Annotated in this window: 24 protein-coding genes; 7 read left to right on the top strand and 17 right to left on the bottom strand. The window is 68.4% G+C overall.

The window, feature by feature from the left end:
- Nucleotides 1-2: 2 nt before the first annotated feature.
- Nucleotides 3-1,154 (bottom strand): cation diffusion facilitator family transporter, encoded by a 1,152-nt coding sequence (locus BLR03_RS18685; RefSeq protein WP_254788591.1) that lies wholly within the window; start codon nt 1,152-1,154, stop codon nt 3-5.
- Between the two features lie 41 nt (nt 1,155-1,195).
- Nucleotides 1,196-1,561 carry an ArsR/SmtB family transcription factor gene (locus BLR03_RS18690; RefSeq protein WP_091255538.1) on the bottom strand — a complete coding sequence of 122 codons (366 nt, stop codon included), beginning with the start codon at nt 1,559-1,561 and terminating at the stop codon, nt 1,196-1,198.
- Between the two features lie 412 nt (nt 1,562-1,973).
- Between BLR03_RS18690 and BLR03_RS18695 the strand changes: the two genes are divergently transcribed.
- From BLR03_RS18695 to BLR03_RS18705, 3 genes are all read left to right on the top strand, one after another.
- On the top strand, nt 1,974-3,095 hold the full coding sequence (locus tag BLR03_RS18695) for an alcohol dehydrogenase catalytic domain-containing protein (protein WP_091255540.1): 1,122 nt from the start codon (nt 1,974-1,976) through the stop codon (nt 3,093-3,095).
- Between the two features lie 166 nt (nt 3,096-3,261).
- Nucleotides 3,262-4,731, top strand: a complete 1,470-nt coding sequence (locus BLR03_RS18700; protein ID WP_091255542.1) for a peptide MFS transporter — start codon at nt 3,262-3,264, stop codon at nt 4,729-4,731.
- A 4-nt stretch (nt 4,732-4,735) separates the two neighbouring features.
- On the top strand, nt 4,736-5,605 hold the full coding sequence (locus BLR03_RS18705) for a phosphotransferase (RefSeq protein ID WP_091255544.1): 870 nt from the start codon (nt 4,736-4,738) through the stop codon (nt 5,603-5,605).
- A gap of 65 nt (nt 5,606-5,670) precedes the next feature.
- Here BLR03_RS18705 and BLR03_RS18710 read toward each other — a convergent pair whose 3' ends face one another.
- Nucleotides 5,671-6,381 carry a DUF4190 domain-containing protein gene (locus BLR03_RS18710; protein ID WP_254788590.1) on the bottom strand — a complete coding sequence of 237 codons (711 nt, stop codon included), beginning with the start codon at nt 6,379-6,381 and terminating at the stop codon, nt 5,671-5,673.
- A gap of 150 nt (nt 6,382-6,531) precedes the next feature.
- Between BLR03_RS18710 and pgm the strand changes: the two genes are divergently transcribed.
- Complete coding sequence (pgm, locus tag BLR03_RS18715; protein ID WP_091255548.1) at nt 6,532-8,193, top strand: phosphoglucomutase (alpha-D-glucose-1,6-bisphosphate-dependent); 1,662 nt, start codon at nt 6,532-6,534, stop codon at nt 8,191-8,193.
- Here pgm and BLR03_RS18720 read toward each other — a convergent pair.
- From BLR03_RS18720 to BLR03_RS18730, 3 genes are all read right to left on the bottom strand, one after another.
- The gene (locus tag BLR03_RS18720) at nt 8,183-9,343 is read right to left on the bottom strand and encodes a GGDEF domain-containing protein (RefSeq protein WP_091255549.1); all 1,161 of its coding nucleotides are present in this window, start codon (nt 9,341-9,343) and stop codon (nt 8,183-8,185) included. The two genes, pgm and BLR03_RS18720, sit on opposite strands and share 11 nt — an antisense overlap.
- 158 nt (nt 9,344-9,501) lie before the next feature.
- On the bottom strand, nt 9,502-10,035 hold the full coding sequence (locus BLR03_RS18725; protein WP_091255550.1) for a 2'-5' RNA ligase family protein: 534 nt from the start codon (nt 10,033-10,035) through the stop codon (nt 9,502-9,504).
- Nucleotides 10,036-10,321: 286 nt separating this feature from the next.
- Entirely contained in the window at nt 10,322-10,927 is a 606-nt protein-coding gene (locus BLR03_RS18730) for a malonic semialdehyde reductase (protein ID WP_091255552.1), read from the bottom strand.
- Between the two features lie 296 nt (nt 10,928-11,223).
- Between BLR03_RS18730 and BLR03_RS18735 the strand changes: the two genes are divergently transcribed.
- Entirely contained in the window at nt 11,224-12,573 is a 1,350-nt protein-coding gene (locus BLR03_RS18735; RefSeq protein ID WP_091255553.1) for a uracil-xanthine permease family protein, read from the top strand.
- 104 nt (nt 12,574-12,677) lie between these two features.
- Here BLR03_RS18735 and BLR03_RS18740 read toward each other — a convergent pair whose 3' ends face one another.
- A complete protein-coding gene (locus tag BLR03_RS18740) occupies nt 12,678-12,920 on the bottom strand; it encodes a hypothetical protein (protein WP_175460614.1) in 243 nt (80 codons plus the stop codon).
- 122 nt (nt 12,921-13,042) lie between these two features.
- A complete protein-coding gene (locus BLR03_RS18745) occupies nt 13,043-13,954 on the bottom strand; it encodes an SDR family oxidoreductase (RefSeq protein ID WP_091255555.1) in 912 nt (303 codons plus the stop codon).
- Between the two features lie 250 nt (nt 13,955-14,204).
- Here BLR03_RS18745 and BLR03_RS18750 point away from each other — a divergent pair, with 250 nt between their 5' ends.
- Both BLR03_RS18750 and BLR03_RS18755 read left to right on the top strand, forming a co-directional pair.
- On the top strand, nt 14,205-14,705 hold the full coding sequence (locus BLR03_RS18750; protein WP_091255557.1) for a DUF6328 family protein: 501 nt from the start codon (nt 14,205-14,207) through the stop codon (nt 14,703-14,705).
- On the top strand, nt 14,702-15,412 hold the full coding sequence (locus BLR03_RS18755) for a DUF6766 family protein (protein ID WP_368086983.1): 711 nt from the start codon (nt 14,702-14,704) through the stop codon (nt 15,410-15,412). Before BLR03_RS18750 ends, BLR03_RS18755 begins: the two co-directional genes overlap by 4 nt.
- Nucleotides 15,413-15,487: 75 nt before the next feature.
- On the opposite strand, the gene BLR03_RS18760 is transcribed toward BLR03_RS18755, so the two are convergent.
- From BLR03_RS18760 to nhaA, 9 genes are all read right to left on the bottom strand, one after another.
- Nucleotides 15,488-16,612: a glycerate kinase gene (locus tag BLR03_RS18760; RefSeq protein ID WP_091255559.1), complete on the bottom strand. Its 1,125-nt coding sequence runs from the start codon at nt 16,610-16,612 to the stop codon at nt 15,488-15,490.
- A gap of 51 nt (nt 16,613-16,663) precedes the next feature.
- Nucleotides 16,664-17,404 (bottom strand): glycerophosphodiester phosphodiesterase family protein, encoded by a 741-nt coding sequence (locus tag BLR03_RS18765; RefSeq protein ID WP_091255579.1) that lies wholly within the window; start codon nt 17,402-17,404, stop codon nt 16,664-16,666.
- A 225-nt stretch (nt 17,405-17,629) separates the two neighbouring features.
- Nucleotides 17,630-17,878 (bottom strand): hypothetical protein, encoded by a 249-nt coding sequence (locus BLR03_RS18770; RefSeq protein WP_091255560.1) that lies wholly within the window; start codon nt 17,876-17,878, stop codon nt 17,630-17,632.
- Between the two features lie 134 nt (nt 17,879-18,012).
- Complete coding sequence (locus BLR03_RS18775) at nt 18,013-18,831, bottom strand: HAD family hydrolase (protein ID WP_091255562.1); 819 nt, start codon at nt 18,829-18,831, stop codon at nt 18,013-18,015.
- 156 nt (nt 18,832-18,987) lie between these two features.
- Nucleotides 18,988-19,521, bottom strand: coding sequence for a YbhB/YbcL family Raf kinase inhibitor-like protein (locus BLR03_RS18780; protein WP_091255564.1), 534 nt, complete (start codon nt 19,519-19,521; stop codon nt 18,988-18,990).
- A gap of 57 nt (nt 19,522-19,578) precedes the next feature.
- Nucleotides 19,579-20,538 (bottom strand): carbohydrate kinase family protein, encoded by a 960-nt coding sequence (locus BLR03_RS18785; RefSeq protein ID WP_091255581.1) that lies wholly within the window; start codon nt 20,536-20,538, stop codon nt 19,579-19,581.
- Between the two features lie 122 nt (nt 20,539-20,660).
- Nucleotides 20,661-22,022: an MBL fold metallo-hydrolase gene (locus BLR03_RS18790; RefSeq protein ID WP_091255566.1), complete on the bottom strand. Its 1,362-nt coding sequence runs from the start codon at nt 22,020-22,022 to the stop codon at nt 20,661-20,663.
- 16 nt (nt 22,023-22,038) lie between these two features.
- Nucleotides 22,039-22,341 carry a rhodanese-like domain-containing protein gene (locus BLR03_RS18795; protein ID WP_091255568.1) on the bottom strand — a complete coding sequence of 101 codons (303 nt, stop codon included), beginning with the start codon at nt 22,339-22,341 and terminating at the stop codon, nt 22,039-22,041.
- A 126-nt stretch (nt 22,342-22,467) separates the two neighbouring features.
- Entirely contained in the window at nt 22,468-23,820 is a 1,353-nt protein-coding gene (nhaA, locus tag BLR03_RS18800) for a Na+/H+ antiporter NhaA (RefSeq protein WP_091255570.1), read from the bottom strand.
- Nucleotides 23,821-23,996 lie beyond the last annotated feature (176 nt).

Below are 23,996 nucleotides of genomic sequence, written 5' to 3' on the forward strand. Positions count from 1 at the left end.
GGTTATTCGTGTCCGTGCGAGGACGCTGACCGCGCCAGATCCCCGCCGTCGTGTACTGACCCGGTGGTGGTCCGGATCGCGATGCCGTCCAGGTTCGGCAGAGCGTGGCCGAGGCGGTGCCTGGCATCCGCGGCGATCTGTTCGGCTGCGGAGACCGGCATGTCTGCGACCTGGATGCTGGCGTTGCCCTGGAGGCGGTGGCCGATCCAACGCAGCTGCAGGGCCGGGACGGCGTCCACGCCGGGGGTGGAGGCTAGGGCCGACCGTGCCCGGTCAAGAAGGTCCGGTTCGATGCCGTCCATCAGGCGCCGGCCGATGCTGCGGACCGTTCCCCACAACAGGATGACGATGGCGGCCGCGATCAGCAGCCCCACGATCGGGTCGGCCAGCGGGAACCCGGCCCACACCCCGATCACGCCCAGCACCACGGCAAGTGATGTGAATCCGTCCATCCGGGCGTGGACACCGTCGGCCACCAGTGCGGCGGAGCCGATCTTCCGGCCGATCCGGATCCGGTAGATGGCCACGGCTTCGTTGCCGGCAAAGCCCACCAGGCCCGCTGCCGCAACCCACCACAGGTTCTGCAGCGGCTGGGGATTCAACAGCCGGTCGATCGACTGCCATCCGGCCACGACGGCGGAGAGCGCGACGACCACGACGATGAAGAGTCCGGCCAGGTCCTCGGCCCGCCCGAAGCCGTAGGTATAACGGCGCGTCGCGGGCCGGCGGGCCAGCAGGAACGCGATCCACAGCGGCACAGCCGTCATGGCGTCGGAGAAGTTATGGATCGTGTCAGCGAGCAGTGCCACCGAACCGCTCATCAGCACCACGACGAATTGAAGGACAGTGGTGCCAAGAAGCATGAAGAGGCTGATCTTCACCGCCCTGACCCCCTGTTCACTCGCCTCAAGGGCGTCGTCGACAGAGTCCGCGGCGTCGTGGGTGTGCGGGACGAACAATCCGTACAGGAAGCCCTTGATCCCCGTCGGATGCTCATGGGAATGGCCGTGGTCGTGGTCATGGCCGTCGTGCCCGTGGCCATGGTGGCCGTGCCCGTGGCCATGGTGGCCGTGATCGTGGTCATGATCATCGTGGCCATGGCCGTGGTCCTCGGACCCGTGATCATGACTGCCAGCGTCCGGGTGTGCGTGCACGGGCTCTGTCGCCCCGGGACGGTGGAGATCTTGGGGTTCGGTCACGATAGGTCCGCGCTTTCGGGGTGGTGGTGGCGGGGGGTTCCCCCCAATGAGTGTTCGGCCTGGAAGATGGCGTCGGTCACGAGCTGGCGGGCGTGCTCATTCTCCAGGCGGTAGAAGACGCGTGTTCCGTCTTGCCTGGTGGTCACCAGGCGCGCGAGGCGCATCTTTGCCAGATGCTGGGAAACGGCCGCCGGAGATTTGTGGACGATCTCCGCCAGCTGGTTGACCGGCAGTTCGCCCTCGCGCAGGGCAAGAATAATCCGGACACGCGTGGCGTCGGCGAGCATGGCAAAAATCTCAACGGCCAGTTCGACATACTGGCTGTCCGGCTCGCGCCCGCATATCTGCTTATCTGCATCCATACGCAGATTATTTCACACTTGTTGCCCCCGGGCAGCGACCAGCCGGGCCCTGGTCGATGGGCCTGAGGAGTTCGCCGGCAGCACACGGGCAGCACGGCGGCGTCCGGCACTTCTCCAGGCGCCCATGGACATGTCCGGCCGTGGTGAGGGGCGCTGGATCTGTCCCGGTGCCGGCCCGGGGACATGCTCCTCGTTCACGCCACGCGTTGGACATGTCCGGCGCCTGCCCGGGGACATGCTCCTCCATCGCGGCGAGACTTGGGCACAATGCCATCATGTCCACGCGCCGGTGCCAGGAATGGGCATGTCCCCCCGCGGGCCGCTCAACAGATCCGCGGTTCTCCAAATGGACGCTGGCTCCGGCCGGCGGCTATCGTTCACTCAAAACCGACGAGGCCGCGAAAGAGGATCGATGAAGATCACCGGTGCAGTACTTGAGGAAATCGGCCGCCCGCGCCCGTTCGCGGAATCCAGGCCGATCAGCATCTGCGAGCTGGATCTGGCCGCTCCCGGGCCCACCGAGATCCTCGTACGGCTGGAGGCCGCCGGGATTTGCCACTCGGACCTGAGCGTTGTCGACGGCAACCGGGTCCGTCCGGTGCCCATGCTGCTGGGCCACGAGGCGGCGGGCCGGATCGTCGAGGTGGGGTCCGGCGTCGGAGATCTGCAGCCCGGACAGCGCGTGGTCATGTCCTTCCTGCCCCGGTGCGAGAGCTGCGCGAATTGTGCCGAGGACGGCCGGCTGCCCTGCACGGCCGGCTCGAAGAGCAACAACGACGGAACCCTGCTGCACGGGTCCCGGCACTTGAGCCGTGGCGGGGAGCCCGTCCACCACCACCTGGGGGTCTCGGGATTCGCCACACACGCCGTGGTGGACCGCGCCTCGGCCGTGCCGGTGGACGACGACATCCCGGCAGACATTGCGGCGGTTCTGGGCTGCGCCGTGCTGACCGGCGGCGGCGCCGTGCTCAACGCGGCCCGGCCCCGGCCGGAGGACAGCATCATGATCGTCGGCCTGGGCGGGGTGGGCATGGCGGCCCTCATCACCGCCGTCTCGCAAGGAATCTCCCGGATCATCGCCGTGGACACGCTGGAGCAGAAACTCGACCACGCCCGCCGCCTCGGCGCCCACGAAACGTACACGCCGCAGCAGGTCCTCGACGGCGGGGTCAGAGCCAGGTTCGTGATCGAGTGCGCCGGCAATCCGCGCGCCTTCGAAACCGCCTTCGCGGCCACCTCCCCCGGCGGCACCACCGTGACGGCCGGGCTGCCCTCCCCCGACGCCCGCGCCCAGCTGCCGCCTCTGACAATCACCGCAGAGGCAAGGACGATCGTGGGCAGCTACCTTGGCTCCGCCGTCCCGTCGCGGGACATCCCGAAATATGCGCAGCTGTGGCGGGACGGGAAGCTGCCGGTCGAGGAACTGATCTCGGACCGCATCGCCCTGGCCGATATCAACCGGGCCATGGACCAGCTGGCAGACGGGCACGCCATCCGGCAGATCATCATGTTCGACGCCGGCGGTCCCGCCTGACGGCCGGCTTCCGGGACAAGCCGGAATCCCTGACCGGAAGAGGGTTTTCGGGGCGGCGGCCACACGACCGAACCGCGGGAAAATAGGGGCGAAACACCGTCGGGGTTACTTGCCCCCGGGCGCTGCGAATGTGACAATCGCGCGTCATAATGTCAGCATTAAGTAAATGAGCACAACTCATTTAGAAACTCGCCCCGCTACAACGCCCGGCGATACCTCCTTTTTTGGCCACCCAAAGATGCTGGCCAGCCTCTTCTCCGTAGAAATGTGGGAGCGCTTTTCCTTCTACGGCATGCAGGGAATCCTGCTCTACTACATGTACTTCTCGGTCGAGAAGGGCGGCCTCGGGATTGAGCAGGGCCTGGCCGCCAGCCTCGTCGGCGCGTACGGCGGCGGCGTCTACCTCTCCACGATCCTGGGCGCATGGCTCGCTGACCGGCTGTTCGGCTCCGAGAAGGTGTTGTTCGGCGCGGCCATCATGATCATGGGCGGCCACATCGCGCTGGCCCTCGTGCCCGGCGTCCCCGGGCTGATCGCCGGCCTGGTGCTGGTGGGCGTCGGTTCCGGCGGCCTTAAGGCCAACGCCACCGCCCTTGTCGGCAGCCTGTACGGCGAGAAGGACGAACGCCGCGATGCCGGGTTCTCCATCTTCTACATGGGCATCAACGCCGGCGCGCTGATCGGCCCCCTCGTCACCGGCTGGCTGCAGGAAAGCCAAGGCTTCCACTGGGGCTTCGGCGCTGCCGCCGTCGGTATGGCTGTAGGCCTGACCGTCTACGCGCTGGGACGCAACAAGCTCCCCGCGCAGACCCAGCGGGTCGTGCATCCCCTGCCGGCTGCGCAGCGCAAAAATTACGGACTGATCTTCGTCGGCCTGGCCGCGGTCATCGCCGCGCTGTTCATCTCGGGCACCGTGAATGCCGAGAACCTGGCCTCGTCCATGGCCTACGCCGCCATCGGCGCGTCGGTGGTCTATTTCACCCTGATCTTCCGGAGCAAGAAGGTCACCGCCACCGAACGCGGACGGGTGGCAGCGTTCATCCCGCTGTACATCGCCTCGGCCGCGTTCTGGGCCCTGTTCCAGCAGCAGTTCACCTTCATCGCCGTGTACTCGGAGGAGAAGCTGGACCGCAACTTCTTCGGCTGGGAAATGCCTGCCGCCTGGGTCCAGTCCATCAACCCGGTGTTCATCATCATCTTCGCCGGCGTCATGGCGGCCCTGTGGACACGGCTCGGCCGCAAGCAGCCGGGGTCGGCGCTGAAGTTCTCCATCGGCCTGTTCGTGATGGGCCTGGCCTTCCTGGCCTTCATTCCGCTCTCCGGCGACGGCAAGACTCCGCTGCTGGCTCTGGCGGGAATCCTGCTGCTGTTCACGCTGGCGGAATTGTTCCTGTCCCCCATCGGGCTGTCCGTCACCACCAAGCTGGCGCCAAAGGCCTTCCACACCCAGATGGTGGCGCTGTTCTTCCTGTCCGTGTCCCTGGGCACCACGCTGGCCGGCATCCTGTCCGGCCTGTACAACCCGAATGACGAGCTGCCGTACTTCATCGGTGTGGGCGGGACCGCCATCCTGCTGGCCGTCGGCATGGCAGCTGCCTCGCCGGCCATCAAGAAGCTCATGGGCGGCGTACGCTGACCCGATGAGCTCCGCACATCGCGTCCCGGTTGCAGCGCGCGTCTACATCCCCGCCCCAGGCGAGGCGTCCGACGTCGAACTCATGCCGGCGGGCGATGTCACCGACGGTGTGGTGCGGGTTGGCGGAACCATCCGCCGCCCGCACCAGCCACAGTCCCTGGCCGTGGCCGGGTACCTCGACTGGCTGGAAGACGCCGGCTTTGAGGGCTCTCCCCGGTTCCTGGGCCGAGACGATCAGGGCCGGGACGTCCTGACCTTCGTGCCCGGACAATGCGCCGGGGCCCTGCCGGAAGCCTGGGCACAGTCTGCCGACCTTCTGGCCTCGGTGGGCCGCCTGGTGCGGCGGCTCCACACGGCGTCGGCGGGCTACGTGCCGCGGGACCATCCGTTTCCGCGCAGTCCGTTTCCGCGCAGTCCGGTCCGGCCGGACCCCACTGACGCTTCCGGGCTCATCTGCCATCTGGACGTGACGCCGCAGAACGTGGTGGTCCGGGACGGCGTGGCCGCCGGTTTGGTGGATTTCGACCTCGCCGGACCGTCCACCGCCTTCCACGATTCGCTCAACACCGCCATGCACTGGGTGCCGCTCCGCGACCCGTCCGACGCCTGGCCGGGCTGGGAGGACCAGGATCCGTTCCGCCGGCTGCGCGTCTTCGCCGACGCCTACGGCTGGTCCGAGGAGGAACGACGCCGGGTGCCAGGTGCCGGGATCGACGCCGCGGAGCTGAGCTACGACCGGATGCGGCACAACGCCGCGACGCTGGGCGGCGGCTGGGCCCGGATGTGGCAGGAGGGCGTGGGCGGGCTCATCAATCGGCGGCGGGGCTGGCTTGAGGCCAATGCCCGGCCGCTGGTGGCCGCGCTGACACGCTGAGCCTCCGGCGGCAGCCAGCCGCGGCCGCCGGCCCGGGCACGGGCAACCGGCGCGGGACGCCGTCCCTAGACTCCGTAGCCGCGACTGCGCGCACTGCCGATGACCAGTCCGAAGATCACCATCACCAGCACCGTGACGGCGATCGCCACGTACCCCATCACGAGACCGGCGATCGCCATGCCCCGGCCCGCCGGTTCTCGCCGCAGGGCCAGGTGTCCCAGGATGACCGCAGCCAGCTGCGGGAGCAGGAAGAACCCGAATCCCACCAGCGCGGCGATGCCGCAGCACATGCTGGCGATGCTCAGGCCTTTCGGCGCTGCCGGCACGTTGTAGTAGGCGGGCTGGCCGTAGGGGTTCGTGCTGCCCGGCTGGGCGTATGGCGACTGTTGGTCGTACTGCCGCGCGGGCTGACCGTAAGCCGGCTGGCCGGGCGCGTACGGCGTCGTGCCGGACTGGCCGTAGATCGGCGGGTACGGGCTGGAGAACTGGCCTTGATCCTGTGCGGGCTGGCCGTAGTGCTCCTGCCCGGGCTGCCGGGCTGCGGAGGGCTCTTGCGGGTAGGCCGGCTGTTGCGGCGGCTCGGGCTGCGTGAACTGGTGCGTCGCCGGTTGGCCGGGTTCCTGGCTGCCGGAGTCCTGGCTGACGGGGGCTAACTGTTGCGGCGGGACGCCCGGCTGGTGCTCCGGAAGACGCAGCGTGGGCTGGTAGCCCTCGGGCATCCCGTCTTTGCTCTCGTTTTTGCTCTCGTCTTTTCCAGGTTGTGGCTGTTCAGTCATCGAATGTCCCCTCCGAGAAGTCTCTTGATCCAGCGTACCGCCGCACCCTTGCATCGGGGCGGCCCCCTTCGCCGGCCTTTTGTTGCGTCACAGGGGCGGCTGTGACGCGAAACCGTGTTGCACCCCGCCGTCGTCTGGCATGCTGGTGCCATGGCTAGCCGCGCGGGCACAGTTGCCCAACCCCAAGACCTTGTTGACCTCACTGCGCTTCTGGATGCGTACTACGACGTTTCGCCGGATCTCACGGACCCGGGCCAACGGGTGGCCTTCGGCACCTCCGGGCACCGTGGTTCGAGCCTGAAGGCGTCCTTCAACGAACCCCATATCCTCGCCATCACGCAGGCGATCGTGGAATACCGGGCGGGCCAGGGCATTACCGGGCCCCTCTACATGGCGAAGGACACCCACGGCCTGAGCGAACCGGCCCAAAACTCCGCCCTCGAGGTGCTGGCCGCCAACGGCGTGCACGTCCTCATCGACGCCCGCCACGGCTACACACCCACCCCTGCCCTAAGCCACGCCATCCTCACGCACAACCGCAATGCCGGCCCGGGCGCACCGCAGGCCGACGGGATTGTGGTGACGCCCAGCCACAACCCTCCCGGCGACGGCGGATTCAAGTACAACCCCCCGCACGGCGGCCCCGCGGACACCGATGCCACCGGCTGGATCGCCAACCGCGCCAACGAGCTCCTGGAAAACGGCCTGCGGGGCGTCAAGCGGATCCCCGTGGCCGACGCCCTTGCCGCCGGGACCACCGGAAAGTTCGACTTCCTCAGCAGCTACGTGGATGACCTCCCCTCCGTCCTGGACCTCAACGCCATCCGTGACGCCGGCGTCCGGATCGGCGCGGACCCCATGGGCGGGGCGTCGGTGGACTACTGGGGCGAGATCGCCGAGCGCCACCATCTGAACCTCACGGTGGTGAACCCGACCGTTGACCCGCAGTGGGCCTTCATGACCCTGGACTGGGACGAGAAGATCCGGATGGACTGCTCCTCCCCGTTCGCGATGGCGTCGCTGATCGGCCGGATGTCCGACGGGGCGAAGTTCGACGTCGCCACCGGCAACGACGCCGACGCCGACCGCCACGGCATCGTCACACCGTTTGTTGACGGACAGGGCGGCCTGATGAACCCGAACCACTACCTCGCCGTCGCCATCGACTATTTGTACCGGCACCGCACCGGCTGGAACCCGCAGTCCGTGATCGGCAAGACCCTCGTGTCCTCCTCGATGATCGACCGCGTGGCCGCGAGCCTGGGCCGCAAGCTCGTGGAGGTTCCCGTGGGCTTCAAGTGGTTCGTTCCGGGCCTGTTGTCCGGCGAAGGAGCCTTCGGCGGCGAGGAATCCGCGGGCGCGTCCTTCAATAAGATGGACGGCAGTGTTTGGACCACCGACAAGGACGGGATCCTGCTGGCCCTGCTGGCCTCGGAGATCACGGCCGTCACCGGCAAGTCGCCGTCGCAGCTCTACAAGGGCCTCACGGACCAGTTCGGCGACCCCGTCTATGCCCGGATCGATGCCGCCGCCACGCGCGAACAGAAGGCCGCACTGGGCAAGCTGTCGTCGTCGGACGTCACCGCCACCGAGCTCGCCGGCGAAACGATCACCGCCAAACTGACCGAGGCGCCGGGCAACGGCGCGGCGATCGGTGGCCTGAAGGTGGTCACCGAAAACGCCTGGTTCGCGGCGCGACCCTCCGGTACGGAGGACGTGTACAAGATCTACGCCGAGTCCTTCAAGGGCGCCGAGCACCTCAAGCAGGTCCAGGCCGAGGCGAAGGCCCTGGTGGACGGGGTTATTTCGTAGTTCCGCCGACCGCGGCCACCACGGCGCGGTCCCTGCCAAGCGTCTTCGCCTGGTAGAGGGCCGCGTCGGCCGAGGCCACTACAGCGTCGAGGCCGGCTGGTCCGGCGTCGGTGGATGCAATTCCGTAGCTCACTGTCGGCAGCCGGGGAATGACTTCCGAGCCGGATTCCTGAAGCCGGAGGCTGATGTCGGAGGTGATTTCCTGGGCCTGTTCCGGCGTGACGCCCGGGAGCAGGAGGATGAATTCCTCGCCGCCGTAGCGGCCTACGAGATCGGTGGAACGGACGGTGCCGGTGCAGGCTCCGGCGAACGCCTGCAGGGCGGAGTCCCCGGCCGAGTGGCCGAACTGGTCGTTGATCCCTTTGAAGTGGTCCAGGTCAGCGAGGATCAGCGACGCCGTGGTTCCGGTGCGGCGCAACCGGCGCAGTTCGTTGCCCGCGAGGTCCAGGAACGCTGAGCGGTTCAGCAGGCCGGTGAGGCCGTCCACTGTGGCGCGTGCCCGGAGGTCGCGGGTCTGTTGTTCGTAGCTCAGCTCGGCCATCGTGAATGAGGCCACCACCAGCGTGACCGTCGAGAACACCGTCATGGGCGCTGAACCGAAGAACGATGTGAAAACCGCCCCGCCCGGCCCGTCCGTCAAAAAGGCGATGAGGCGGCCCACGTAGAAGATGGCCAGGATCCCAGCGCCCACGGCGAGGGGCCGGTGCACGCGCGAGTAGTCACGCTCAAGCAGGAACAGCTCCCGGGATCCCATGCCGATCAGCACGGCCATCAAGGCCAGGTACACCGGGCCACCCGCCCAGATGTTGGTGGCCGGGTGGTCGAGCACCGACACGACGCCGACGACGCCGGGGCCGGCCGCGAGCCGCCAGGTCCGGGGTGAGGGGGCCCGCAGCGAGCGGGCGCCGGCCCAGATGCTGGCCGCGCCGGCGACCAGCAGGACGTTGCCGGCGGGGTTGGACCAGGCCTGGTACACCGTCCCGTCCAGCAGGTACGCGGCGTTGCCAACCAGGAACAGCAGGAGGGCCATGCACCACCAGCCGCTGTAGGCGGAGCGGGTGCGCCGGAAGGTAATGAAGTAGAAGAGCATGAGCAACGTGAGGTCGACCAGCGCCAAGGCAACCCGCAGGGTGGCGGTGTCAAGCATCATCTAGTGGCCCCCCGGTCCGCTGTAATTTGCCCGCAATGCGTCACTTCACCGTCGAATAACCGCCGAAGTTGACCCAAGTATGGCACCCGGCGACGGGAAAGCCTCGTGGTGGCCACGATGTGACGTGCGGATTCTTGTTGCCGCTGCCGTTCCGGGTCCTAGGCCAGGCTTTCGGTCCACAGCGTGAGAATCCGCCGGGTGGAGTGGCCGCCGCCCGGCGCCATGTCCACGAGCGCTATCCGGTCCAGTGCGACGGCGTCGCCCTCGCGGAGCCGTTTGTCGCCGTGGTGGGAGACATGCGGGCGGTACCCTGCCAGGGTGTAGGCGGGTGTAGGGATCCTGCCGGGCAGCTGCTCCACGATCCCGACCAGGGCATTGTGCAGGGCTTGCAGGTGCTCGTTGGGTTCAATCAGGTTGACCGGGATGGACCCTGCCCGCCCGAACCGCGCTTCCCCGCCCACCCTCACCCGGCAGCCCAGGGCTGCGGCCACGGGGTCCGCCATGAGCGCGGAGATCTTCGCGGCGAGCGGATCGCCGGAGCCGGGTGGCGTCTCGATTTGTGCGCCGGCCGCTGCCTGGGGTTCGACGACATCGAACTTCACCAAGGTGATGTGCAGCGGCCAGTCGTCACGGGGAAACTCGAGTCCCTCGACGACCGGTTCCACGAAGACCACCGCGATCAGGTTCCGCATGGGAAAAGTGTGCCACGCCCGGCAGCCGGAGCGGCGCCCGAGTCCTGACCGGGGTCGGCGGACGTCGCGAAGGCCCCGTGCCGGAGGCTGCGGTGCGGACTAAAATGGGAAGTGGCCCCGGATGCAGGCCGTGCGCTGAACCGCAGAAATGCGTCCCGTGTGCCTCCGGCCTGTCCCCCATGGTGCCGGAGGCACCTCCGCGGGAGAATGGTGCCGGAGGCACCTCCGCGGAACAGTGCCGGAGGCACCTCCGCGGAAAACAGCGCCGGAGGTGCTTAGACAGTCCTTAGACGGTGCGGACGACGTCCTCGTAGGCGAACTTCGGCTTGGCCGCACCCCAGGCGTCTACACCGGGCTGGCCGATGTTGACCACCAGGAAGCTCTTCTGGCTGCCGTCGGGGAAGAAGGCGGCGTCGATGGCGGTGAAATCCGCGCCCGTCATGGGTCCGGCGGCCAGGCCCAGGGAGCGGACCGCGAGGATGAAGTAGCCGGCCTGCAGGTGGGCGTTGTTGTTGCCCGTGGCCGCGGCCAGGTCAGGTGCGGCGTCGTACATGGCTTTGGGAGCGTTGTAGCCGGGGAGGAAGTTGTCCCACTGGTCCTGCCAGGCGGTGTCGTAGCTCAGGACTGCGACGAGGGGCGCGGATGCCGTCTTGGCGCGGTTTCCGGCGGAAAGTGCGTCCACAAGCGTGGCCCGGGCTTCATCCGAGCGCACGTACGTGACGCGCAGCGGCTGTGAATTGAAGGCAGTGGGGCCGAACTTCGTCAGTTCGTAGATGGCACGGGCCTGATCATCGGTAACGTCGCCGGTGAAGGCGTTCGCCGTGCGGGCCTCGGCAAAGATGGCGTCCACCGCTGCGGCGTCGATTACTGCTTCTTCATGGGCGATCGTCATTCGCGTCCCTTTCGCTGGGCCGGCGCACCGTCCGGCGGCTTGCGTCTACTGCTGTCCATAGTTGCAACTTCAACTAGCAGCGCCTGCTTCCCGCTGCGTCCTGTGATGTCCGGCACAGCAGTGCAGGGTACGCGGCCCGTGGATGCGGCCCGGGCGCATCGACTTCGGCCACGCGGCCCGAGAACACACGCGGCGACACCGGGCGCCCACGGGAACGGCGTCAAGACCCTGCGCGGTAAAGTTGCCTCGAAGATTCCTTCCGCTCCGGCCCCACATTCTCTGAAAGGCTCCTGGCAATGAGCATGCTCGGCACCAAATGGAAGCTCCACGGCACCGGCAAGTCCGTCCGCCCCGGTGAGGTCGTCAGGCCGGATGAGCGGCTCACCTGGCCGCTGACCATCGGGATCGGGATGCAGCACGTCGTTGCCATGTTCGGCGCCACCTTCCTGGTCCCGATCATCACGGGCATGCCGCCGGCCACTACCTTGTTCTTCTCGGGCATCGGCACCCTGCTGTTCCTGGTCATCACCCAGGGACGTGTTCCGAGCTATCTCGGGTCCAGCTTCGCGTTCATCGCACCGATCCTGGCCTCGCAGCAGCAGTTCGGCATCCCCGGGGCGCTGGGCGGCGTCGTGCTGGCCGGCGCAGCCCTCGCCGTCGTCGGCGCCGTGGTGCAGAAGTTCGGCGCCGGCTGGATCAACCGGCTCATGCCGCCGATCGTGACCGGCGCGATCGTCGCCCTGATCGGCCTGAACCTGGCGCCCGCCGCGAAGAGCAACTTCGACAAAGCCCCCGTCACCGCCTTCATCACGCTGGCCGTCATCATTGTGGTCAGCGTGCTGTTCCGCGGCATCCTGGGCCGGCTGAGCATCCTGGTGGGCGTCGTGGTGGGCTACCTCGTCGCGATGATCCGGGGCGAAGTGGACTTCGCCAAGGTGGACGGCGCCACGTGGGTTGGCCTGCCGCACTTCCAGACCCCGGAATTCCACCTCGGCGTCGTGGGCCTCTTCGTGCCTGTCGTGCTGGTGCTGGTGGCGGAGAACATCGGCCATGTGAAGTCCGTGTCCGCCATGACGGGCCAGAATCTCGACGGCGTGTCCGGCCGGGCGCTGCTGGCCGACGGGGCCGCCACCATGCTGGCCGGGTTTGGCGGCGGGTCCGGAACCACCACCTATGCCGAGAATATCGGCGTCATGGCTGCCACCAAGGTGTACTCCACCGCAGCGTACTGGGTGGCGGGCATCTTCGCGGTGGTGCTGAGCTTCTCCCCGAAGTTTGGCGAACTCATCGCTACTGTCCCCGCCGGCGTCCTGGGCGGCGCGGCCACGATGCTGTACGGCATGATCGGCGTGCTGGGCGTCAAGATCTGGGTCCAGAACAAGGTGAACTTCTCCAACTCGATCAACCTGACCACGGCCGCCGTGGCGCTGATCATCGGCATCGCGAACTACACGTGGACCGTCGGCGACCTGACGTTCAACGGCATCGCGCTCGGCTCGGCCGCCGCGCTGGTGATCTACCACGGTATGAAGGCGATCGCGAAGGCGCGCGGCACAGTGGCGGAGCCCGAAACGGAGGATCCGGCGTCCGTTGCAACGGCGGCGGTGAAGGCCGCTGCGAAGCGCGCACCGAAGAAGCGCCGCTAGCGGCATCCCCCGTTACCGCCCCGCACCGCCAAAGCCAAGACGCCGGGGCCGGGCCACCGTGTGGTGGCCCGGCCCCGGCCCGGCTGGTTGTGGCGGCAGCCGGATTAGCCGGCGTCGAACGGTTCCTCGTCGTCGCTGCCCTTCTCCGGCGACTTCTCCTTCGGCAGGTCTGTGCCGGAACCGTCGGGCAGCCCGGCCGCATCCTGGCCGGACTCCGAGGAGAAGGGCCGCCCGGCGTCGGGCTTTTCGGTGTTCGATGCATCCATCTCGGCGTCAGCCGAGGGGACCGCGGCGTCGCCGCTCCTGGCACCGGATCCGGGCTCGGTAGTGGTGTTTTCTGAACTCATGTGTTCCTCCGCTCCCCCGGTGCGTCCTGCTCCGGGCTCTCTTGCACTTGTCTTGGTCTTCTGCGCCGAACCGGCTCAGGCCCGGCGCTCCGGCCGGATGCGTCCCGCCGTCGGGGTTCAGCTCAGAGGCCCTTGCCCCCGGTGACGGGCAGCACCGCGCCGGAAATGTAGGAGCCGTGGTCCGAGGCGAGCAGCACATAGGCCGGCGCGAGCTCCGCGGGCTGGCCTGCGCGCTGCAGGGGCGTGTCCTGGCCGAAGGACGGGAGCTTGTCCGGCCACGCGGTCGCAGGGATGAGCGGAGTCCAGATGGGACCCGGGGCCACGGCGTTGACCCTGATCCCCTTCGGCCCGAGTTCCTGCGCCAGCGCCTTGGTGAAGGCGACCTGGGCGGCCTTGGTCATGGCGTAGTCGATGAGTTCGGGCGAAGGCTTGAATGCCTGGATGGAGGCCGTCGTGATGATCGAGGCGCCGGCGTTGAGGTGTGGGACGGCGGCGCGGGCCGTCCAGATCAGCGAGTACAGATTGGTCTTGAAGACGCGGTCGAACTCCTCCGTGGGCAGCGACTCGAAGCTGTCCCGATTCTTCTGGTAGGCCGCGTTCAGCACCAGCACGTCCAGCCGGCCGAACTCGGCCAGCGTGTCGTTCACGATCCTCGCCGCGAAGTCCTCGCTGCGGCCGTCGCCGGGCAGCAGCACGGCCTTCCGGCCGGCCTTCCGGATCCACGCGGCGGTGTCCTGCGCGTCTTCTTCCTCTTCCGGCAGGTAGGAGATGGCGACGTCGGCGCCTTCCCGGGCGAAGGCGATCGCCACTGCCTTGCCGATCCCGGAGTCGCCGCCCGTGATCAGGGCAGCCTTGCCGCTGAGCGCATCGCTGCCGCGGTAGCTTTCCTCGCCGTGGTCCGGCTTCGGCTCCATGGGCGCGGTGAGGCCCGGCTGTCCCTGCACCTGCTCCGGGAAGGACCCGGAGTAGTAGCCGGTGCGGGGGTCCTTCGGCTGATCCTGCTGTTTCTGTGCGGCGCTGCTTGAGTCACTCATAGTCCACCTACCCAACGTGTCGGTTTTCCAGGGATGCTCCTCGGACCGGCGCTGACCGGCCCCTATGAAACTATCCCGGCGAAGTACGCAGTTTCTACCCTAACCGCAAAGTAGTCAGCAAACTTACTACCGACTTGTTTTTGGCAACTCTCAAGCCTAGGTTGAGGGTGGGGCGCACACCGCGCCCGGTTCACAGGGATTTCCGTCTTCATGGGGGTCCGGGGATTTCAGTTTGCGCGGAGGAGCAGTCATGACAGGCCCGGCGGCGCCGCAGGATGACGGCAGGGACGAATCGCGGGCTGAGCGGATGGACCGCAATTGGGTGGAACTGCTGCAGGAACTGCGGGTACTCCAGACCGGGGTCCAGATTCTGGCCGGCTTCCTCCTGACACTGCCGTTCCAGGCCCGCTTCGAGACGCTGGACGGCTACCAGACCGGGCTGTACCTCGCCAACGTCATCGTGGCGGCGCTCACGACGGCCTCGATCCTGTTGCCGGTGAGCCTGCACCGCCGGCTCTTCCGGCAAGGGCTGAAGGCTACCCTCGTGGCCGGCGCCGACACCATCGCGAAGGTGTCATTGGGCGGCGTCATGCTGCTGAGTGTGGGCACCACGTCCCTCATTTTCGATGTCACGTTGGGCCGGACGGCCGGCGTGATGGCCGGCGTCGGCCTGCTGGCTGTCCTAGTGCTGCTGATGGTCTTTGTCCCTGCCGCACTCCGCCGGAAGGGCCTGGAGGAGAAGCCACAATGACAGACGTTTCACAGGAGCGGCGCGCCGCAGGCACGGGAGGAACCATGGGCAAGTGGGTCAAGGAACGCGGGCTGCTGCTGGCCAACGCAGCGCTATTCATCGCCTTCTTCGGCGGCATGGTCCTCAGCGGGGCAGCCAGTTACAGCGAGGACCAACTGGCCCACGGCCAGCCGGCGGTGAGCGTCCTGCAGTACCTGGGCACGGGGGCCTTCGTGGAGGCAACGTTTGAGAACTGGGAGTCGGAGTTCCTGCAGATGGGCATGTATGTCCTGCTGACGGTCTTCCTGTTCCAGAAAGGGTCCTCTGAGTCCAAGCCCATGGGCCGCGCCGCCCCGCAGGACGAGGATCCCCGGCAGGCCAAGCTCAGGGCCTCCACGCCCTGGCCCGTCCGGCGCGGCGGGTGGGTCCTGAAACTTTACGAACACTCCCTGTCGATCATGTTCCTGCTGCTCTTCCTGATGTCGTTTGTTCTGCACGCAGTCGGCGGCAGCGCCGATTACAACGACGATCAGCAAGCCCACGGCCAGCCGACGGTCACGGTGCTTGGCTACCTGGCGACGAGCCGTTTCTGGTTTGAGTCGTTCCAGAACTGGCAGAGCGAATTCCTGGCGGTCGCCGTACTGGTGGGCGCGTCGGTCTATCTGCGGGAGAAGGGATCCCCCGAGTCCAAGCCGGTGGCGGAACCGCACTACGAGACGGGCACCTGATCCCCGCGACCATCGGTTAGCGGGTCGCGGCCCCGGCGTTCGGCACTTTCGGCGTTCCTGCTATCGGAGCCGCCGTCAGGCCCCTTCGAGGACCTGACTGGTGGCCCACGCAAGGTACTTTGCGGCGTTGGCGACGGCATCGTCGGGGCTCGCGGCGACATCCAGCAGCTGGGCCGCGGCCACCACGCCGTGCCGGGCAAGGTCCTCCGGGGTGACGAGGATCCGGCCAGCCACCACGATCACCGGTATCCCGCGGGCGTGGGCGGCATCGGCCAGCGCGATGGGCGCTTTGCCGGTCAGCGACTGGCTGTCCATGGAGCCTTCCCCGGTGATGACCAGATCGGCCACCGCGAGTTTTTCGGCCAGCCCGGTGAGGCCGGCCACGAGCTCGAAACCGCCCTCCAGGACGGCGTTGCTGAAGGCCAGGAACGACGCCGGGAAGCCGCCGGCCGCACCGGCTCCGGGGACGTTGACGTCCCGGCCGGTGGACTCGCGCAGGACCGAGGCCCAGTTGCGCAGGCCGGCGTCGAGCAACTCCACAGCATCCGCGTCGGCGCCCTTTTGCGGGCCGAACACCTGCGCGGCGCCGTCGCTGCCGAACAGCGGGTTCCGCACGTCGACGGCGATCCTGAACTTCACGGCGGACAGCCGCGGATCCAGCCCGCTGGCATCCACCGTCACGACGTCGGCGAGCGACCCGCCGCCGAGGGGCACCACGTTGCCGGCGGCGTCCAGCGGCTTGAGGCCGAGCGCCCTGAGTGCGCCGCTGCCGCCGTCGCTCATGGCCGAACCGCCCACGCCCAGCACGATTTCCGTGGCCCCCGCGTCCAGGGCGGCGGCGATCAGCTGGCCGCAGCCGTAGCTGTGGGCCCGCAGGGCGTTGGCAGGTGTCGGTTCCATGTGCGCCAGGCCGGATGCCTGCGCCGTTTCAATCACCGCAGTGGCCCCGCCGAAGGCGTCGTTGCGGATAGCCCACGCGGCACCGACCGGGGCCAGGATCGGACCCACGACGGCGTTGAGCCTTTCCTCGTAGCCTGCCGCGACGGCCGCCTCCAAGGTCCCTTCGCCGCCGTCGGCCACCGGAAACTGGATGGCTTCGGCGTCCGGATAGACGCGCAGGGCGCCTTCAGCGATGGCGGAGGCGGCTTGGGCGGCGGTCAGGGAGCCCTTGAACTTGTCCGGGGCGATGAGGATACGCATGGCACTATCCTGCCAGTCCGGAGGGCCCGGGACGCTGACAAGACGCGGTGTTTAGGCCCAGGTCCCGCGCTCCGTGAGGACCGTCTTGAGCAGGTCGGCGCGGTCCGTGACGATCCCGTCGACGCCAAGATCGAGCAAACGGTGCATTTCCGCCGGTTCGTTGACGGTCCAGACGTGCACCTGCAGGCCGTGCCGGTGCGCCCGCCGGACAAAGCCGGGCGTCACCACGGTCACCGCGCCGTAGCGGACCGGCACCTGGAGCGCATGGACCCCCTGCAAGGCCCGACGCGCCACGAAGCCCATCAGCGTCGCCGGCAGTACCGGGCCCAGCAGGACGAACACGGCGTTGGAGACGGTGCCGGCCGAGCCCGCGGCCGGTCGGCTCAACTGCCGAAGCACGGCGCGGCGCCGCCGGTCCGAGAAGCTGGCGACCAGCACGCGGTCGTGCAGTGCGTGGCGTTCGATTGCCGAGGCCAGGGCGTCGACGGAATTCCAGTCCTTGACGTCGATGTTGAACCGGACGTCGGGGAAGGCCGCGATGAGTTCCTCGAACAGCGGGATCGGTTCAGTCCCGCCGATCCTGGCCCGGGCTACGGCCGCGGCGGGCAGGTCGGCGATCCGGCCGCGTTCCTGGGTGACCCGGTCCAGGGTCTTGTCGTGGAAAAGCACCAGCACGCCGTCGGCGGTGGTGTGGACGTCGGTCTCCAGGTGCCGGAATCCGAGGTCGACGGCGGCGCGGAACGCGGCCATCGAGTTCTCCAGCCCGTCCAGGGAGAAGCCGCGGTGGGCCATCGCGAGGGGTGCCCGGGCCGTGCCCTGGTCCCCCGGCACGACGTGCTCCGGGCCACCGCCGCGGGTGCCGTCAGGGTTCCCGCCGGGGTTCCCACCAGGAGCAAAGTAGGGGTGCGGGTCCGTCACTCCTGAAGCGTACCCGAGCCCCGATCCGCGCGGGACCCCGATCCGGAGCGGGCTGAGCGGAACGCGGCATGGGCGACCCGGGGTTAGCGGAAGCTGGCGTCAGGAATCGTGCGGCCAGATTTCGACGCCGTCGCCGCAGTGCAGGAGCGTCCGGCCGCGGCCGCCGTCGAGGTCCACCCAGACAACGCTGTGGTCGGCCGTCACGGCGTCCACCAGGCCGCCGGTCTCGAAACCCGGGGCCAGCCGGACGCTGACGCGGTCGCCCCGGCGCAACTGCCGCCAGTGCCGGTCCGGCTCCGCGGGATGCAGAGGTTGGTCGTCCGTTTTGTTGACGCGGTACTTGGCCATGATTTCCCCACTATCGGTCAAACGATCTGTCGCGAGCCTTCAGCCTAGGAGGCCAAGGTGAACGCCAGTTGACCAGCCGCTGGGAATCCGGTGACCGGGACGGCACCGCGGGGAGTGTTGTTCGGGAGTGGAGCTCAGGGAAGCCGGAGGCCGAGTTCGGCGAGCTTGGCCTCGAGGATCTGGGCGACGCCGTCGTCGTCGAAGTGCGGCGCCTGCTGGCCGGCGGCGCGGATGGCCTCGGGGTGGCCGCTGGCCATGGCGTAACCGTCCCCGGCCCAGCGGAGCATTTCGATGTCGTTGGGCATGTCACCGAACGCCACCACGTCTGCGGGGCCGATGCCGAGCGACGCCGCGTATTCGGCGAGGGTCACGGCCTTGTTGACGCCGGGCAGGGACAGTTCCAGCAGGGCCATGTTCGGCGCCGAGTGCGTCGCGGCAGCCAAATGGGCGACGGCGGGCGTCACCTCGGCCAGGAATTCGTCGGCGGTGCCCTCGCGAACGATGGCCATGAACTTCACCACGGAGTCGTCGGCCGTGAGGGTGCTGTGCAGTGGGGCGGGCGTGAATTCGGCCAGCAGTGGGCTTGTGCCGGAGTTGAGGAAGCCCGGTTCCAGGTGGAAGCCGGTCAGGGTTTCGGCGGCAAACAGTGCCGTCGGGCGCAGCCGCCGGATGATGCGGCGGGCCTCGAACACTGCGTCCAGCTCCAGCGCACGGGCTGAGAGCATGCGGTCCGCCTCGAGGTCCCAGACCACGGCGCCGTTGGAGCAGATGACGGTGCCGGCATGCCCCAACTGGTCCTGCAGGGGGTGGAGCCAGCGCGGCGGGCGGCCCGTGACGAAGACGAGTTCCACTCCTGCGTCGCGGCAGGCGTGGAACGCGCGGACGGTCCGGTCGCTGATTTTTCCGTCATGACTGAGGATCGTTCCGTCGATGTCGCTTGCTACGAGCCGCATACAGCCAGTCTACGTTGGCCGCCGCGGTCCCGATCCCGCCTGCCGGACGTGCAACTGCGCGGGCCCCTGCGCCGGGGTCGCCGGAAAGTGTCGAGTTCGCCGGAACGTTCCGGCGAACTGGAGAGTGCCCGGCGACTTCGACGGCGGCGCGGTCCTCTAGTGCTGTTCGTAGTGCCCGGTCAGCCTGGCCCGGCCTAGGGTGTGGCTGAACAGGGCAAAGCCGAGGCTGGCAGGGCTGCCGTGCCCGCCGACGTCGAGCTTGTCGACGTCCACGGCATGGACCACGATCAGGTAGCGGTGCGGGCCGTGTCCCTTGGGCGGGGCGGCGCCGACGTAGCCGGCGAATCCGGCGTCGTTCTTTAGCTGGAGCGCGCCGGGCGGAAGGGCCGCGCCGTCGCGGGAACCGGCGCCCGCGGGCAGCGACGTGACATCGGCCGGGATGTTGAGCACGGCCCAGTGCCAGAATCCGCTGGCCGTGGGAGCGTCCGGGTCGAAGACCGTCACCGCGTAGCTCTTGGTGCCGGCCGGGGCGCCGCTCCAGCTCAGCTGCGGTGACTCGTCCTTGCCGCCGGCGCCCATGACACCGCTGCGCTGCGCGGGGGGAAGCGTGTCGCCGTCGTGGAAGGATGCGCTGCTGACGTCGAAAGCGGGGACGTCGGGCAGCGGCGCGTAAGGATCGTGGGCTGTCATGGCTGCCTTTCCTGAACTGGTTGCTGTTCGGTACTGCCTGCTGTTCGGTACTGCCTGCTATGCGTTGCCGGTCCCCACGCTACCAAGCTCCATCCGGGCCAGCTCCGCGCGCGTGGGCGGGTTGGCGCCGGCTCGGGACACGGTGACGGCGGCGGCGCAGGAGGCATGGGCCAGGAGATTGCGGAGGCTTTCGGCGGAGAGTTCGCGCAGCGCCTTGCGGTTCTGTGCCCCGTCCAGGCCCAGGTCCACCACCCCGGACAGCAACGCGGCCATGAACGAATCGCCGGCACCGACGGTGTCCGCGACCAGCACTGCGGGGGCGGCGAACTGCGCAACACCGGCGGCGTTGATGCCCCAGGGGCCCTTGCCGCCGCGGGTCACCACCACCATGGCCGGCCCCTCCGAGCCGCCCAGCGCCAGCCAGCGGCGGGCCGAGTCCAGCGGGTCCGTTCCGGGGTAGAGCCATTCAAGGTCCTCGTCGGAGGCCTTCACCACGTCTGCGAGGGCCACAAACTTTTCGACCTGCCCGCGGGCGTAGTCCACGTCCGGGATGATGCTGGGGCGGCAATTGGGGTCAAAGCTGATCGTGGCGGACGGGTGGGCATGCTCGACGGCGGCAAGCACGTCGGCCGCGCCGGGCGCCAGCATGGTGGCGATGGAGCCGGTGTGCAGGAGCGTGGTTCCCTGCAGGAGGAATGGCAGGCGCGCCGCGACGCCGGGGAGCTCCCAGGCGAGGTCGAAGGTGTAGGTGGCGGCGCCGGCGTCGTCAATCAGTGCGGCGGCCACGCTGGTGGGAAGCTCGTCGGGTGCCAGCGGCAGCAGCACGGAACTCGACTTCAGGTGCGCCGCCAGGGCTTCGCCGTAGGCATCCCGGCCGTAGCGGCCAATGAACTGGACCGGATGGTCCAGCCTCGCCAGCCCGACCGCCACGTTGAGGGGGCTGCCGCCGACATGGGCCTGGACGCCGGAGGATCGCTGGACAACATCAACCAGCCCCTCGCCAATAACTGTGAGCATGGTCATACTCTGCCAGAGATTCGGGTCCGGTGCCGTGTGTTGCTGCACCTGTTCGCAGCTCCCCGCGTGTCCGGGGCGGGGCTGCGCAGCCCGGCACGCCGGGCCGCCCCGGCCGCTGAGGCTCAGGCGGCGGCGGTGTCCACGGCGATCCCGGCGGGACCGGCGTCGGCGAACCTGGCGTCGATGTGGACCACGTCCCGGCCGGCGCGCTGGAGGAGGCTCGCGGCGACCCCGGCGCGGTACCCGGACGTGCAGTGCACCCAGAGCTTCCCGGCGGGGACGTCCTCAAGGTGCAGCAGCAGTTCGTGCAGTGGGATGTTGACCGCGCCCACCACCCGGGACGCGGCGAATTCGTCGGCCCGGCGCACGTCCAGGACGGCGTCCCCGGCGGCCCGGCCGGTCAGCACGCCGCCCCAGTCCACGCGGGGGTACGAAGCGAGGGCAGCCTGCGGCGCAAGGGCATGCGGGTCGGTTCCGACGGCGGCGTCCGGGGATTCGATGCCGATCCGGGAGAGGTCACGGATGGCGTTCTCGATATCTTCCTGCGAGCCCACGAGGGTCAGCGGTTCACCCCACGGCAACACCCAGCCCAGGTAGGTGGTGAAACTGGAACCCGTGCCGTATTCGAAGCTTACGCTGCCCTTGAGGTGGCTGCTGGCGAAGGCCACACGTTGCCGCAGGTCCACCACCCACTCGCCGCCATCCAGTCGCCGGGCGAGCTCGGCGGCGTCGAGCGATTCGGGGACGGCCAGATCGGCGGGGCCCGGTCCGCGGACGTTGGCCGGGCTCATGTGGGCGTAGTACGAGGGGTGGTCCGTGAGGTTGGCGATGAGCTGGCGGACGAAGTGGTCCTCGTCGGGGTCCGTCAGGGCATGGTTGGCGGCTAGCTGCTCGCCGATCGTGGAAGACCGGGCACCGGAGGCCGGCCCGGAGGAGCAGAACGAGCCGAACCCGTGGGTCGGGAACAGCGCGGCGTCGTGCCCGGACTCCGCGACGAGGCGCCGGACCGAAGCGTACTGATCGTGGGTCAGGCCGACGGTGTCCGCCGCGGCAACCAGGTCCGTGCGGCCCACCGAGCCGTAGAGCAGGCTCCCGCCCGAGAAGACGGCCTGCTTCTGGCCGTCGTCCACGATGTACGACATATGGGTGTGGGTGTGGCCCGGGGTGGCGACCGCCTTGACGGTAAGAGCGCCCACCCGGACTGTCTGGCCGTCGGTGACGGGCGTGCGCTCGAACGCCACGGGATCGGCGGCGTTCACCAGGTAGTCGGCGCCGTGCGCGCGGGCCAGGATGAGGCCGCCGGTGATGTAGTCATTGTGCAGGTGGGTCTCGGCCACGTGGGTGATGGTGACCCCGGCGTCGCGGGCGGCCGCTTCGATGCGGTCCGTGTCACGCTGCGGGTCGATCGCCAGGGCCACCGAGCCGTCGTGGATCAGGTAGCTGCGGTCCCCGAGCTGCGGGGTCTCGATGACAATGACTTCCATGGCCCCTCCCGGGCTGTCAGCCCCGGTTGACGGGGTGTCCCTCATCCTGCCACTGCATGATTCCGCCGGTGACGTTGACGGCGTCGTACCCCTGGTCTTCCAGGTACGTGGTGGCCTGGGCGCTGCGGCCCCCGGCGGCGCACATGACGTAGATGGTGCCGCTGGCCGGAACCTCGTCGAGGGACTGCACAAACCGCGAGAGCGGGATGCTCCTGGCGCCGGGGACGCGGACCGCCGCGAATTCGTCGTCCTCGCGGACATCGACGATTTCAGTGGCTTCGCCCAGGGCGGCCAGGTCCTTGACGGAAATGCTCTTCATGCCTGTTCCTTTCGAGGGCGCCGGTGGCCCGGCGCGCTTATTCCAGCTCAATAATGATACCCCTTGGGGTATCATACTTGCTCCGGACGTCGCCTCTGGCCCTACCGCCAAATCTACTCCCCCGGGCTAGCCTGCCGGATGGCCCTGCTGATAGACGTCCGGGATGCCGTCGTGATCCGAGTCGATCCTTTCTTCCTCTTCCTCGCGGCGGTAGTGCGTGTTGCGGGTCCGGAGTACCGCGCTGGCGAGCAGCGCGGCGAGCAGCGAGGCCGCGAGGATTCCGACCTTTGCGTGGTCGTCATGGACAGTACCCTGCCCGAAGCTCAGCTCGGCCACCAGCAGAGACACCGTGAAACCTATACCGGCCAGGATCGACAGGCCGAAGACGTCAATCCATTTGAAGGAGCCGTCCAGCCGGGCGCGGGTGGCTTTGGTGATGAGCCACGTCGTGCCCAGGATTCCGGCAGGTTTTCCGAGCACGAGGGCCAGGATAATGCCGACCGCCACGGGATCGGTCAGGGCGGCGCCGAGGCCCTGCAGGCCGCCGATGGCCACCCCGGCGGAAAAGAATGCGAAGACCGGGACGGCGACGCCGGCCGAGATCGGGCGGAACCGGTGTTCGAAGATCTCCGCAAGGCCGGGTCCTGCTTCGGGACCGCCGCTGGCCCGGGAGCGGATCACGGGGACGGCAAAGCCGAGCAGGACACCGGCCACGGTGGCGTGGATGCCGGACGCATGGACCAGCGCCCACGTTGCGGCGCCGAGCGGCAGCAGGATCACCCAGGCGGCCAGCCCGTGAGTGCCGAAGAACCGCCGGTATTTCTGCACCAGGAATGTGTAGAGGCCAAGCGGAAGAAGAGCCAGCAGAAGCGGGAGCGGGTGGAGTTCGCTCGTGTAGAACACCGCGATGATGGTGATGGCGAGAAGGTCGTCCACGACGGCCAGGGTCAGCAGAAAGATGCGCAACGCGCTGGGAAGGTGCGAACCGATGAGCGCCAGCACGGCGACCGCGAACGCGATGTCCGTGGCGGTGGGGATCGCCCAGCCCCGCAGGGTCTCGGCGTCCGCGACGTTGACGGCCGCGTAGATGAGCGCGGGAACCGCCACACCGCCCACGGCCGCAGCCACCGGCACCACGGATTTGCTCAGTTGCCGCAGGTCTCCCGCGACGAACTCCCGTTTGAGTTCGAGCCCGACCAGGAAGAAGAAGACCGCCAGCAGCCCGTCGGCGGCCCAGGCCCCCAGGCTCAGGTCCAGGTGCCAGGGCTCGTAGCCGATAGTGAAGTCGCGCAGCGCGAAGTAGCTTTCCGACGCCGGCGAGTTGGCCCAGATCAGGGCCGCCACCGCCGCGGCGACCAGCAGCGCGCCGCCGACGGTTTCCTTGCGGAGGATTTCGCCGATGCGCAGCGCTTCCGCGTAGCTTCCGCGGGCGAAAACGGTGAGGCGAGGAGGTGTGGGAGAAGGGGGCAGGGCGCTCATGGGGTCCTCACAGTGGGGTCGACGAAACTATGCCGACCAGACTTCCCGGCGCACCTGGGGTCCAGTCTATGCGCTTTCCGCCCCCTAGATGAGTGAGTCCGTATTCGTTTAGTGGTCGTAGGCGATGAGTGAGCGTTTGCGGGGCGCGTCGATGTGCCAGTTGTGCCAGATACCGG

This window comes from Arthrobacter sp. ok909, from assembly GCF_900104405.1.
In the GTDB taxonomy this organism is placed as follows: Bacteria; Actinomycetota; Actinomycetes; order Actinomycetales; family Micrococcaceae; genus Arthrobacter; species Arthrobacter humicola.